General features: G+C 41.1%; 14 protein-coding genes, 1 pseudogene and 1 riboswitch. Of the genes and pseudogenes, 12 read left to right on the top strand and 3 right to left on the bottom strand.

Going from position 1 to position 11,833, the window contains the following annotated elements; genetic code table 11:
* Nucleotides 1–144: pseudogene (locus VM640_RS16180) on the bottom strand (transposase); the annotation flags it as partial.
* Between VM640_RS16180 and VM640_RS16175 the strand changes: the two are divergent.
* The 10 genes from VM640_RS16175 (at nucleotide 137) to VM640_RS16130 (ending at nucleotide 8,285) form a co-directional block, all read left to right on the top strand.
* Complete coding sequence (locus VM640_RS16175) at nucleotides 137–526, top strand: ABC transporter substrate-binding protein (RefSeq protein WP_325394079.1); 390 nt, start codon at nucleotides 137–139, stop codon at nucleotides 524–526. The pseudogene VM640_RS16180 and the gene VM640_RS16175 sit on opposite strands and share 8 nt — an antisense overlap.
* Nucleotides 527–575: 49 nt before the next feature.
* A complete protein-coding gene (locus VM640_RS16170; RefSeq protein WP_325394077.1) occupies nucleotides 576–1,415 on the top strand; it encodes an acyl-CoA dehydratase activase in 840 nt (279 codons plus the stop codon).
* Nucleotides 1,366–2,571, top strand: a complete 1,206-nt coding sequence (locus VM640_RS16165) for a 2-hydroxyacyl-CoA dehydratase subunit D (RefSeq protein WP_325394075.1) — start codon at nucleotides 1,366–1,368, stop codon at nucleotides 2,569–2,571. The genes VM640_RS16170 and VM640_RS16165 overlap by 50 nt, the downstream gene beginning before the upstream one ends.
* Nucleotides 2,568–3,959: a 2-hydroxyacyl-CoA dehydratase family protein gene (locus VM640_RS16160; protein ID WP_325394073.1), complete on the top strand. Its 1,392-nt coding sequence runs from the start codon at nucleotides 2,568–2,570 to the stop codon at nucleotides 3,957–3,959. Before VM640_RS16165 ends, VM640_RS16160 begins: the two co-directional genes overlap by 4 nt.
* 796 nt (nucleotides 3,960–4,755) lie before the next feature.
* Nucleotides 4,756–4,862, top strand: a riboswitch (SAM riboswitch).
* A gap of 137 nt (nucleotides 4,863–4,999) precedes the next feature.
* Nucleotides 5,000–5,158, top strand: a complete 159-nt coding sequence (locus VM640_RS16155; RefSeq protein ID WP_325394071.1) for a YezD family protein — start codon at nucleotides 5,000–5,002, stop codon at nucleotides 5,156–5,158.
* 61 nt (nucleotides 5,159–5,219) lie between these two features.
* Entirely contained in the window at nucleotides 5,220–5,525 is a 306-nt protein-coding gene (locus VM640_RS16150) for a DUF2325 domain-containing protein (RefSeq protein ID WP_325394069.1), read from the top strand.
* Between the two features lie 269 nt (nucleotides 5,526–5,794).
* Entirely contained in the window at nucleotides 5,795–6,121 is a 327-nt protein-coding gene (locus tag VM640_RS16145) for a hypothetical protein (RefSeq protein WP_325394067.1), read from the top strand.
* Nucleotides 6,122–6,129: 8 nt separating this feature from the next.
* Nucleotides 6,130–7,059, top strand: a complete 930-nt coding sequence (locus VM640_RS16140) for a hypothetical protein (protein ID WP_325394065.1) — start codon at nucleotides 6,130–6,132, stop codon at nucleotides 7,057–7,059.
* A 20-nt stretch (nucleotides 7,060–7,079) separates the two neighbouring features.
* Nucleotides 7,080–7,673: a GNAT family N-acetyltransferase gene (locus VM640_RS16135; RefSeq protein WP_325394063.1), complete on the top strand. Its 594-nt coding sequence runs from the start codon at nucleotides 7,080–7,082 to the stop codon at nucleotides 7,671–7,673.
* A gap of 12 nt (nucleotides 7,674–7,685) precedes the next feature.
* Nucleotides 7,686–8,285 carry a PAS domain-containing protein gene (locus VM640_RS16130; RefSeq protein WP_325394061.1) on the top strand — a complete coding sequence of 200 codons (600 nt, stop codon included), beginning with the start codon at nucleotides 7,686–7,688 and terminating at the stop codon, nucleotides 8,283–8,285.
* Nucleotides 8,286–8,287: 2 nt separating this feature from the next.
* On the opposite strand, the gene VM640_RS16125 is transcribed toward VM640_RS16130, so the two are convergent.
* Nucleotides 8,288–10,405, bottom strand: a complete 2,118-nt coding sequence (locus VM640_RS16125; protein ID WP_325394059.1) for a TaqI-like C-terminal specificity domain-containing protein — start codon at nucleotides 10,403–10,405, stop codon at nucleotides 8,288–8,290.
* A 189-nt stretch (nucleotides 10,406–10,594) separates the two neighbouring features.
* Between VM640_RS16125 and VM640_RS16120 the strand changes: the two genes are divergently transcribed.
* The gene (locus tag VM640_RS16120; protein ID WP_325394058.1) at nucleotides 10,595–10,828 is read left to right on the top strand and encodes a DUF2164 family protein; all 234 of its coding nucleotides are present in this window, start codon (nucleotides 10,595–10,597) and stop codon (nucleotides 10,826–10,828) included.
* Nucleotides 10,829–10,878: 50 nt separating this feature from the next.
* Here VM640_RS16120 and VM640_RS16115 read toward each other — a convergent pair whose 3' ends face one another.
* Nucleotides 10,879–11,184 carry a zinc-ribbon domain containing protein gene (locus VM640_RS16115; protein ID WP_325394056.1) on the bottom strand — a complete coding sequence of 102 codons (306 nt, stop codon included), beginning with the start codon at nucleotides 11,182–11,184 and terminating at the stop codon, nucleotides 10,879–10,881.
* A 310-nt stretch (nucleotides 11,185–11,494) separates the two neighbouring features.
* Here VM640_RS16115 and VM640_RS16110 point away from each other — a divergent pair.
* Nucleotides 11,495–11,833 (top strand): GNAT family N-acetyltransferase (locus VM640_RS16110; RefSeq protein ID WP_325394054.1); only part of this gene is annotated, 339 nt, incomplete at its 3' end.

Here is an 11,833-nt window from a genome sequence, read left to right as displayed (position 1 = left end):
GAAACTGGAAGATAGCTTAAAATATAGGGATCTACCTGACTTTACCAGCTTACTGGCTACTTTAATAAGCCGTGTCCGAATACTTTCAATTTGCATCGTCCTTTGCCCTTGCGGAAAACAAAGAGTCCTCAGCCAATTGGTACTCGAAAAAAAGGGAACCGTTATTTTAGACTGCAAAGATCATCCGGAATGGAAAGGATCAAATGGACTTGTTGTAAAAAGTGATTATGCTAAAGCAAACTCTGATATTCTGGTAGGGGTTCTCAAAGCGCTTAAAGAGGCAACCGATTATGCTAAACAAAATCCGGATGATGCTAAAACGATTTTGACGAAATCAGGATTTTCAAGAGAGGTGTTTGACTATCTCTATCCAACGAGCCTGAACTTTGGAACGGGCGTATCGGATCAGGCGATTCAGACCTATTCCAATGTCAATACGTTTCTTGTGAATAACGGTTTAACCAAAACCAGTGTGGATGTTAAGACTTGGGTTGACAACAGTTATTATGAAAATGCTGTTAAATAGATTTTAAGAGGGGACTGTATTAAAAATTTATAATGAAGGAGATTTTTCTATGTCAAACATCATTGTAACTGCAGGAGTTGACGTTGGCTCCCTCGGGACCAAAACAGTCATATTCGCTGATGGGAAAATAATAGGATCAAGTATCATACCCACCGGTCTCGACAGTACGGAAAATGGCTTAAAGGGCCTTGAAATAGCACTTCAAAGTGTCGGATTAGAACGCCAGGACCTGAAATTCATTGTTGCTACCGGTTATGGCAGGATTTTGGCGCCATATGCCAATAAAACGATTACGGAGATAACCTGCCATGCAAGGGGAGCGTACTTTATTCACCCGCAAACAAGAACTATCATCGATATGGGCGGTCAGGATTGCAAAGCAATCAGACTAGATGAGGATGGAAACGTAACCGATTTCGCTATGAATGATAAATGCGCAGCTGGAACAGGGCGATTCCTTGAAGTCATGGACAATGTCTTTAAAGTTAAACTTGAAGAGTTGGGACCTCTGGCGTTGCAAGCGACAAAAGTACTGTCGGTAAGTAGCACTTGCACAGTCTTTGCAGAATCAGAGACAGTTTCGCTTTTGGCGCGTGGGGAAAAACCGGAAAATATTATAATCGGTATCCATTATGCAATCGCAAATAGAATTAACGGTATGTTTGCGCGTGTTGGTATCGAAAGTGATCTTTTCTTTTCGGGCGGGGTCGCTAAAAATTTAGGTATGAGAAAAGCGCTTGAAGATGTACTCAATGTCAAAATCGTTGAACCAGAGCAGGATCCGCAACTGGTTGGCGCCATAGGGGCAGCTGTGATTGCCTACGATCTGTATCAAAGGAGTGAAAAAAATAATGATCGAGACTCTTCAAATCATCAGAAATCGGCTTAGTCAACGGCCCGATGAACTAAAAAAAGCCAGAGAGTCTGGCGTCAAGGTTTTAGGCTGGTCGGGTTACAATATTCCGGAAGAAATCATTTATGCCCTTGGTATCATACCGATACGCATAGCAATTGGCGGCGATGAAAAGCTTGTAGAAGTGGGTGCCAGATATATCTCAACACGGAATTGTGTTTATGTGCGAGAACTCTTGGGACTTATTGATGAAGGCAAAGATCCTTATATTAAGAACATTGATGTCTATGCATTTGATGCAACATGTTTGCAGACGTTCAGGACGGCCGAACTCGTTGAATTTTATTTCAAAAAAGACGTCTTTGTTTTAGGGGTTCCCCGCAATTTCTACTGGGATGAGGCGAAGGAATACTTTATCAATGAGGCAAAGGATTTTACAGCCAAGCTTGAAGAAAAAACGGGATTGACGCTTGATGCTGGTAAATTAGAAGATGCTATCCGTTTATACAATAAAACAAGAGAAACGCTTATAAGAATATATGCATATCAGGCATCAAGAAACAATGTTATTACCTGGGATGAGGTATATGAAATTATCCAAGCCGGATATTTTCTTGACAGGAAGGAATATTTGTCTCTTTTAGAGCAAACCCTTGACGAATTGATTACGCTGCAAGAAAATTCGGCTGTTACGGAGGACGAAAATGAAGTAAGACTATTTATTTCAGGCAGTATTATTCCTCCTGGCGACAGAAAACTAATCAATATCATCAAAAAATTAGGAGGCAGGATTGTCGGAGATGACTTGTGGTCGGGCATTATCCCTTATCTTGATCTAAACATAGAGGAACCTACAATAGCAGGAGTAGCGCTTGGCTATCTTAACAGAACTCCCCACGGTGCATTGCCTTACCTTGACCTCCAATCCGATCGAAGACTTAAAAAAATGTTCGAATTAATCGACGAATTCAATGCACAAGGGGTTATTTATCACACGCTTCGTTATTGCGACCCTTATACCTTTAAAGCCAAGGAAACAAAAGATGTGCTCGCCAAAAGAAAAATACCTTTTCTTGAAATTCATACGGAATATGCAGGCTCAGATATTGAAGCCATTAGAACGCGTATAGAGGCATTTTTAGAGATGATACAAAATACAACGACTTTACAATATGAGAAGGTGAGTCTATGAAGAAGAAAAAAATCAGCTATTCTGAAGAATACAGAGAGCAATTTCTGCAAAGCAATAATATTACATTTAACGATGGAAGCGTGGTTAAACCTGAAGAAATATGGGACTTTCTCGTAAATATCGCGCCTAAGAAATACCCGTTTGCCTTTGAAGACAATATGTTTTACGGGAGCACGGCTTCTGATGATGCAACGTTGCCGGCAGCGCTCAAGAATACTTATCTAAATCTGACTTCAAGCGAAAGGCTGGAAAAGGCGACAGCAAATGGATTGAAGGTGGCCTTTATACAAGGTGGGCAGTCCGTGGATCCGTATACAGCGGCTGGCGTGACTGCATTGAGACCTGCACTTGTTAATATGTGGACGCGCGGTAAAAAAAGCGGGAAAAGTGTATCAGAAGAGGAATTGGGCCGCAAGACAGATAAGGAAAGGGCCTATAAAGGCATCAGTTTTGAAGCCTGCAATACTGCTGGTTATGAGCATATTCAGGAGGATAATCTGAATATTCATATCGTCGCGCCGTATTCAGCACTGAGGTGTTCTGATATTTCATACAGCCTTGAGGCCCACAGGCACGGTAAGCGGAAGGATGAAGTCAAGCTTTTTCTTGCGGATTACCCGATGTATCATCAGTCTGAGAAGAAGTGGGCGATTGAGTATTTTGTTAAGAATTTACAAAGATTAGTCAAAACTCTCGACGAGATTACAGGTAAGGAAACATCGGAAGAGGACTTAAAGGCGGCCATCAAACTGCATAATCAAGGACGCAGGATTGGGATGGAACTTGCTGACCTCTGGTGGTCGGCAGAGACGCCGCCGACAAACGGGATGGATAGAAGTGCCTTGTTTACGATGGGATTGCTTGAAATGCATGCGGACACGCAAGCTTCTCTTGATGTACTAACAGAAGCTCGGGATTCTATAGCGGAACGAGTTAAGAACGGTATAAAAGGCTATGGCTTGGTGGATAACCCTAAACGGCTTTTTGTTTGCGGCTCCTGCATCCACCTGGATGATTATAGGGTTGAGGAAAACGGCGCTGTTGTAGTAGGAACAGATAACTCTTGGAGCCACGGGAGCACGCTTGTTGCTGAAGAAGGGGATCCATACTACAACCTGGCAAAAGCAACGCTCGAATATCCATATGAACAGAGCATAGAAAAGAGAGCAGCATGGACAATCGAACAAGTTAAAAAATCCAAGGCTCAAGGGCTGTTGTTCCTGTATAACTGGGGATGCAATACGCAATCTGCCGTAGCAAGAGCTATATGCGATATCGTAAAGCGTGAGACGGGATTGCCTACATTGGTTTCAGAGAATGAATTGGTGGGTCTGCAGCCAGAACAGCAGCAAAATAGAATAGATGCATTTATTGAGATGATTAGATGATTACAATAAGGGGCTGCCCATGGGGCAACCCCTTTTTTGGGGTGCGCCCGGCATGGGCGTTGTCTCTAGGGTGTAAGTCCCGAATGGTAGTAGTAGCCATAGCTCAAGGCAAGGGTGTCTATCGTGAGATGGAATCTGAAGGAGGCCGACGGCAAATCTTCGACCTGAGGAACAAGAATCTCATATGAGGCTAACAGCAATCGGATGAGTTTGCGAGACAAGACAAAGTCCTTGCTGCCGAAGGTTACAGAGAGTATTTGAGGTAGGCACATTGAGAGAAAGACAATATTCTTACTCGGGATAGGTCTGCCACTAACGAAGTCACTTCGTAACCCGCGCCGGGAGTGCGGCTGGGGTGGCAGAAGTCAGCAGAGGGCATAGTGAAGATTTTAGTCACGCATGACATCGATGAAGCGATTTATTTAGGGGATCGAGTTGTGGTCATGTCCAGTAGACCCGGTACGATTAAATAATAGTTCTCATTGAACTTTCACGACCCCGAGATAGAACGAACCCGGACTTTTTTAGTATACGTAAAAAAATATATGCTGAGTTTTTTGGAAGTTCGGAAATACCGATTGAATATATAATATCTAAATGGCTTTGCACAATGACATCGGCCAAGGTCGTGAGTAAAGTATCTTTCTCTGCAGGGAGAGGGGAGATGGGCTTTCTAATGTTATATTGGAAAAAGCTATTGACAAAACTCCGATTGTATAATACTATAGTCTCAATCGATACTGATTAAATTATATAGGAATACTTGGAATTAAATTCACAACCAAATATGAGTTACTTCTTATCAAGAGTGGTAGAGGGACTGGCCCGATGAAGCCCGGCAACCGGTATTTTTTCAAATACAGCGGTGCCAATTCCTGCGATGGAAACATGGATAGATGAGAGGAAGATTGAAATAATTAATCCTCTTCAATGAAGAGGATTTTTTTACTCCTAAAACCAACTAAATCAACTGGAAGACTATTAGATAACAAATGTGATGGACATGACTGGAGGTGTAGAGTATTAAAGAAAAAGGTTTAATGCACGAACCAGATAAAGAGCCACACAAACCTTCCTGGTTAGAGGAATTGCTGATCATCATTAAGACAGTGAAACATGGATCCATTACGTTAATAATACAGGACGGAATTGTCATCCAGATCGATAAAAACGAAAAAATCCGGCTGAAAAGACCGTAGTCGTCGAAGTATGGTAATTATATATAACATTAAATTTGAGGATAAAAGGAGGTAAGTTGAAATGAGGGTTGCTATCGTAGGTGGGCACAATCAAGATACATACGGGAAAATCTTTAAAAGAGTTGGCCAGGTCGAGATTCATTTTCATGATGGCATACCAAAGAAGAATAATAAAAGAAATTTGGAGACATTAATCAAAGACGTTGATTATGTAATCATTGTTCAGAGTGCTTGTTCTCATACCAGCATGTGGGATGCTAAAGAAGTGGCTAAAAAGTGCAATAAAGAGGTGTATTTCTCCAGAGGGCTTGGATTATCATCCATAGTCAATAGGATTGCGAGACAATCTTGTATCAAGACTGCCTAGAGAAATAACATTAACTCGCAGTACATTAACAAATTGTATAACTAACTTTTTAGTTGACCAATGAATCGGGGACTAAGTTTATAACCTTTATGAAGGTTGTAGACTTAGTCTCTTTCATTTTAGGATAGTCAAATAAAAGGAATTTGCATGAATATTAAAGAATAAGTAGGTATAGAATGGAAAATGAAAAAAAGATATTTCATTATATAAATTCTCAATAGGAGAGGGACAATATCCGATTTTGCTGACAAACATTGGAGGAGAATCTAATGTCATCAGAGAATTTGGCTAATCTAGTCCAACAGTATCGTAAGGATTCTGAATCCGTTTATAATACATGGTTTATCGATAATGAGACGCGGATGAAAGCGTTTCGCTCCATTCGTCGAGGGGTTATTAACGTAATAGCCGCTATTAAAGACGGGTCCTTTGGCAACGACTTTAAGGGCTCACCCTTAGAATTTGTGTTAAACTGCATAACAGAACAAAAACAGGTATTTGAGGGGCTGCTCATCCGTTTTACTGGAAGCCCAAGCTGCGAATACCTGATATTTATGAGAATGAAGAGAACAAACAGTACTTTGCTCAGTTTCTAGAATCATGTTTGTCGGCAAATAGTGCTGACAAAATAGTAAAAGAAATTATTAAACTCGATGGCTACAAAATCAAAGGCCTCGGGCCAGCCGTGGCTAATATTCTCTATTTCCTTCATCCTACCCTTATATCACCCTTTAATACGGCGATGGTCCAAGGGTTTAATGCTATTTTTTCCGAAAAGAAGAAGTTAGGCTCGTGGCCCGATTACCTAGAGATGCGTGAGACCATACTTAAAGCAAATCAGGAATTACAATCCACGCTTTCTAAAGATTTAGGTGCTATTTCTGGACTCCTTTTCGATGTCGGTATTGGCAAGATTGTTTTAGACACAAACTGGGAAACGGCACTGAGATTTGACAAAGAAAAACTTCAAAAGGCTTTAAGGAAGCGCCATCAAGAGGTTCAAAATGAGATCAATGAGGAAAACGAACATCTTCGAATGCAACTGTTATTGACAGAAATCGGACGCGAACTGGGTTATGACGTTTTCGTGGCGAATAATGACAGGACGAAGTCTTTCGATGGAAAGAGTTTGGAATACCTTACTATTCCGGATTTGCCCAAGATGGATTTACCGCAAGAGGTGGTCAAAACCATTTCTCTCATTGACGTGATCTGGGTTGGACGTGAAAATGCGCAGATTGAATGTGCTTTTGAAATTGAGAAAACCACTTCTATTTATTCAGGGATCTTGCGGCTCGTTGATCTAGCATCCTCCTTAGAAAACAGAGAAAATAACTTCTTCTTAGTTGCACCCGATTCGAGAGAAAAGGAGATCATTGCACAGCTAAAAAGGCCTTCGTTTAAAGACCTTTCTTGTGTAAAGCTTAGATATATGTTGTTTTCGGACTTGAAGGAAAACTGCAAGGGTATTTGTAGATTTGGTGAGGATTACACGATCTTAATGAAAATAGCAAAAGAGTGTGAGTGCTGTTAGAAGATTAAGAGAGGCAGATTATGATGATCTATGCTAATCGAGAACTGAACTTAGAAATTTATCCACTCGATATAACACGGTGGGACGATTTCGAGACTTTATTCGGGGAAAAAGGGGCATGCGGTGGGTGTTGGTGTATGTCCTGGCGGTTGAAGAAATCGGATTTTGAGCGTCAAAAGGGAAATGAAAATAAACTGGCCATGCGAACATTGGTTGAGCAGAAAGAAAAAGTCGGCCTATTGGCTTATATCGATAACAAGCCTATTGGATGGTGTGCAGTTGCACCTCGGGACGTATATCTGAGACTTGAGAATTCAAGGGTCTGGAAAAGAATCGATAACGAACCCGTTTGGGCGATCACTTGTTTTTTTCTAGCTAAATCGTATAGGAGAAAAGGAATATCTCTAGAATTACTAAAAGGTGCCATCAATTACTGTAAAACGAATGGTGTTAGGGTAATTGAGGGTTACCCAGTTGTACCCTACGGAGATAATATTCCAGCTGCATTTGCCTGGACAGGTATTCCTTCTGTTTTTGAAAAAGCTGGATTTGTTGTCGCTGAAAGAAGGTCAAAAGCAAAACCCATGATGAGATATACGATCATGACTGAATAGGGGGAAGATTCCATGCAACAATTATTACAACAAGAGTCTTTCATTAGCGTCTTATTTGATACCATCCCAGTCTGGACCTTTGTCCTTGATCTCGAGTGCAGGGTCAATGCAGTCAATAAAGCAGCACGGAATTTTATAGGCTGTACTCAGGAAGAATCCTATTCGCATCGATGTGGGAGTGTGTTGGGTTGTATTCATCACAAGGATGATCCCAGAGGTTGTGGCTTTGGTCCGTACTGCCATCAATGTATTGTAAGAAACACGTCCCTTGAGGCAATCCAAGGTACGGAAACACGTAGGACAAAGGAAAAAACTGAATTTGAGTCAGGTCAAGTTTTGAGTGTTCTCGTCAGTTCCTCACCCTTCGAATATAAGGGTCAAAAATTAGCGGTCACAATCATTGAAGATGTTTCCTTAGTAGTCGAGTTACAAGGCTTAATACCCATTTGTGCGTCCTGTAAACAAATTCGGGATGATAAGGGCTACTGGAACCGGGTTGAGAAGTATATTGAAGATCACTCTGAAGCGGTATTTACGCATGATATCTGCCCGAGTTGTGTTAAAAAGTTATATCCCCATTTAAATATCGAAGAAGATATGGAAATAGGGTGAAATTAGCGCGATAGAAAGTTCACCTTGACGAATTTTTGTTGAATCACGTTTTGCTGTTCAGAGTTAAAGCCATAGAGTTCCATGACCTGCGCATCAATCTGTTCATAGAGGTCCGCCCGCAGGGATGTTTCCGTGGTCCTAAGAAGCGTGTCAACACGATCCATGATCTCTTGTTGTCTCTTCAGGTCGCAAGGGGGGATAGGGATGGATTCAATGTGCTTACGCAAGACTTTGATCGATGAATAGGTGAGGGTATGGAAGAATTGAGCGGCACGTGAGTTAAACATGGCCAGAATGTATTTTATGGAGTATCCCGGCAAATTCGGGATTACTAAATTCGCGCTATTGAGTGATAACGTTTGATTGTTGTCATAAGCAAAGATTAAATTATCATTGATAAACCGATATAGCAATTTTTCAGGGGCTCGGTAAAGTTGTTCGGGAGCGACCTGCTGAAATTTCTGGGGTTCAAAGACGATGTAATTTTTGCTGGGATAGAAGTTATATTTAAATATATCATTTCCTTTGAGGATGGGTTCTGCTCCGGGTAACGGTTGGGGAAGTATCCATTCTTTATTATTGCCAGTGACGATACCGAGCGCAAAATCGGCATTCCCTTTTAGAAACTTAACCCCGGGGAGAGATTCCATGTGGTCGATAATATGATCTTCGTGGTTTGATGTTTTGACATTGAAAATATACCTGTCATTTTTAGAGAAGCGCTGTTGGGGAATCGATTTAACTTTATCCTCCCAATCAATCAAGATTTCGTGGTTTGGGGTAGTTTCAGAATTTCTCACGGTGAGCGTAAGGGTCGGTGTAAATACCTTGGAAAATTGCTGCCCCAGCAAATGAATATTGAGAATTTGAGTTTTCTCTAACAAGAGTTTGCGTATCGGAGTATGAAGTTGGACGTTAAGTAAGGATTCGGGAAGAACATAAGAGAGAATCCCCTTCGGCTTCAAGAGGCTAAGCCCATACTCAAGAAATAAGCAAAAAGACTCCAGCGAAGCTTGAGCGGTAATAAACCGATCTTTAAAGAGGTCAATTTCTTCGCGCGTAAAACTATAGCCCCAGGGTGGATTCCCAATGACTAAATCAAAAGCGCCACTATCCGTTTGCCCAAAGCTAAGATCACAGTTTGCTAAAGGGTTACGACACTCGATTTTGTAGGTTATTGACATATTGTCAGGGCTTTCTCGCAATAAGTTAAGGTTAATCTTAGCTAAAGTAATGGCCATTTCGTCGATATCGTAGGCCGTTAAACAATCCTGAAGTAGGTGCGTCTCCGCTTCTTCTAAACTCAGTCCCCTGTCTAAAAGACGAGACCTGACTGCTAAAAAGAGTTTAATGAGGAAGTTCCCTGATCCACAACAGGGATCAATTATTTTGGGGAAAGAGACATCTGACAACGCTTCCAGACTTTTGTTCATAAGGGAATCCACGATACTTGAGGGGGTGTAATAACTCCCGTTATTCTTCCGCAGACCAAGATTAGATAGCGACATATACAACAAGCCGAGTAAATCCTCTCCTGGAATAAACGGAATTTTGAGTTGGCGAATCTTCCGGAGAGTCTCATATTGAGCTTCAGAAATCTCTTGGCGAAAATCACAAAGAGGATTGAGAAGGCCAGTGTAGCTGCCGAGGTGAAGCTTACCTTGAATCGCAAGTTCGGTCAAACTTTGATCCGGGAATGGGGGTAAACCTTTGAATCGTCCTCGCTTCACGAATAGACCTAAGGCGACTTCGAATAAAATTAGATGGGGAGTCATTTCCGATGAAGATTCGTTGACCACTTGCAGGATCCGTTCAGCTAATTCTACGTATTCCTCGGAATTGACATATTCGGCAGGAATGAATGTCCCTTTGATAGCTCGTTTATTGCGTCTGCTTTTCAACCGATGAAAAACACCGGTTTCAATTTCATTTTTAAGATCTAGAATCTCTCGTTTATTAAATAGTGGGGAGCGGCCTTGCTTGAGAACCCGGATCCTACCTGATTTTATCCAATTTCTTACGGTTGCGGTGGAGACGGACAAGAGCGCCGCAACCTCTTTGATTTGCAAAACGTGAGCTGATTTTTGGATAAGTTTGTCGTTCGATCTATTCAAGGTCATTAGGTTCTCCTCTAAGGTTAAAAAGTTTAGGTATTGCTCTCCATAAATTCGACATGATGACTAGGACTCCTTCAACATTCATAAATCCCATTTTCGTTGATTTATTTTGGAGTGTTTCACAAATACTTTGGAGTATGTCAGCTTTCACGATATAATTATAGTGAAGTAGAAAATTCGGAGGGAAGTAATTTGGATCAGAAGATTAAATTAAATAAGGAAAAAAGACAGGATATGGTTCGGACAATTCAAACCTATTTTCTTAAAGAAAGAGAAGAAGAGCTTGGAGATCTGGCAGCGGGTTTATTATTGGACTTTATAATGGATAAGTTATCATTCGAGTTCTACAATCAAGGGGTGTATGATTCCTACAAATTTATAAATGAAAGAACTGAGGATTTGTTAGGAATTATCAAATATGAGTAATAAAAAAGCCTTCCCAGGAATTAAATCCTAGGAAGGCTTCAGTTCGAATTTTACCAGTTGCTACGTGTGCTTGGTTGGTAACATTCACGGCAATATACTGGCTTGTCACCAGAAGGTTGGAAAGGTACTGTAGTTTCTTTTCCACAGTTAGCGCAGACTGCAGGGAACATTTCACGTTGTGGACGAGAATTGTAGCCGCCATTATTTCTCGTTTGAGCTTTTCTAGCAGCGCGGCACTCTGGGCAACGTCCAGGTTCATTCGTAAATCCTTTTTCTGCATAGAAATCTTGTTCAGAAGCGGAGAAAGTAAATTCAGCGCCGCAATCTCTACATGTTAAAATTTTGTCTTCAGCCATTAAAAAAACCCCCAAATTTTTATTACCCGCTACAATGGGAAGTGTTCACATCTTCCTAGAGCTTTAGGCAATAGAGAAGGTTTTTAGTAAATCCACAATCAACGAGCTTGGCTTTAGTATAGCATAAAGTGAGTAGAAGTCAAACATTCTTAACAACAAATTATCTTTATGTGGGTTCAATGCAGGAAGTGTATGGATTGAAAAGAATATATAATTATTCTAGTTAAAAAGTTGGAGCATTCTACCATCGGATGGGAGAAGATCAATATGCATTGGGGTTATAGGAAATCATCCTTAGGGAGTAATCAGCATGGAAATTCTTGAAGCTGCGGAAAAACATATCGATGCGATTTTGAGCTTATGTAAAAACTGTTCCGAACATATGGTGAGCCAAGGTATTAACCAATGGGATGAGGTTTATCCGAACAAGGCGGTCTTTTTGCAGGATATTAGAAGCCATTCTTTATTTCTTGCAGTTTCAAATAGATCAGAAGAAATTATCGGCTGTATCGTCTTGAATGAATCTCAAGATCCGGAATATGCGGATCTTGAATGGCATTATACACCTCCAAAGGTCGCGGTGATTCATCGCTTGATGGTCGGTCCACAACATCAGGGCCAAGGAATTGCCCAACACTTGATGAGTTTT

The sequence above is a fragment of the Desulfitobacterium sp. genome (assembly GCF_035539115.1).
Taxonomy (GTDB): domain Bacteria; phylum Bacillota; class Desulfitobacteriia; order Desulfitobacteriales; family Desulfitobacteriaceae; genus Desulfitobacterium_A.
Note: the sequence above shows the minus strand (reverse complement) of the source record. Positions and strands in the feature narration are given on the sequence as shown.

Excerpts from the sequence above, each read along its gene's own strand:
- VM640_RS16170 (WP_325394077.1), top strand. The coding sequence starts at position 576 with ATGTCAAACATCATTGTAACTGCAGGAGTTGACGTTGGCTCCCTCGGG.
- VM640_RS16160 (WP_325394073.1), top strand. The coding sequence starts at position 2,568 with ATGAAGAAGAAAAAAATCAGCTATTCTGAAGAATACAGAGAGCAATTT.
- VM640_RS16155 (WP_325394071.1), top strand. The coding sequence starts at position 5,000 with ATGCACGAACCAGATAAAGAGCCACACAAACCTTCCTGGTTAGAGGAA.
- VM640_RS16150 (WP_325394069.1), top strand. The coding sequence starts at position 5,220 with ATGAGGGTTGCTATCGTAGGTGGGCACAATCAAGATACATACGGGAAA.
- VM640_RS16145 (WP_325394067.1), top strand. The coding sequence starts at position 5,795 with ATGTCATCAGAGAATTTGGCTAATCTAGTCCAACAGTATCGTAAGGAT.
- VM640_RS16135 (WP_325394063.1), top strand. The coding sequence starts at position 7,080 with ATGATGATCTATGCTAATCGAGAACTGAACTTAGAAATTTATCCACTC.
- VM640_RS16130 (WP_325394061.1), top strand. The coding sequence starts at position 7,686 with ATGCAACAATTATTACAACAAGAGTCTTTCATTAGCGTCTTATTTGAT.
- VM640_RS16125 (WP_325394059.1), bottom strand. The coding sequence starts at position 10,405 with ATGACCTTGAATAGATCGAACGACAAACTTATCCAAAAATCAGCTCAC.
- VM640_RS16115 (WP_325394056.1), bottom strand. The coding sequence starts at position 11,184 with ATGGCTGAAGACAAAATTTTAACATGTAGAGATTGCGGCGCTGAATTT.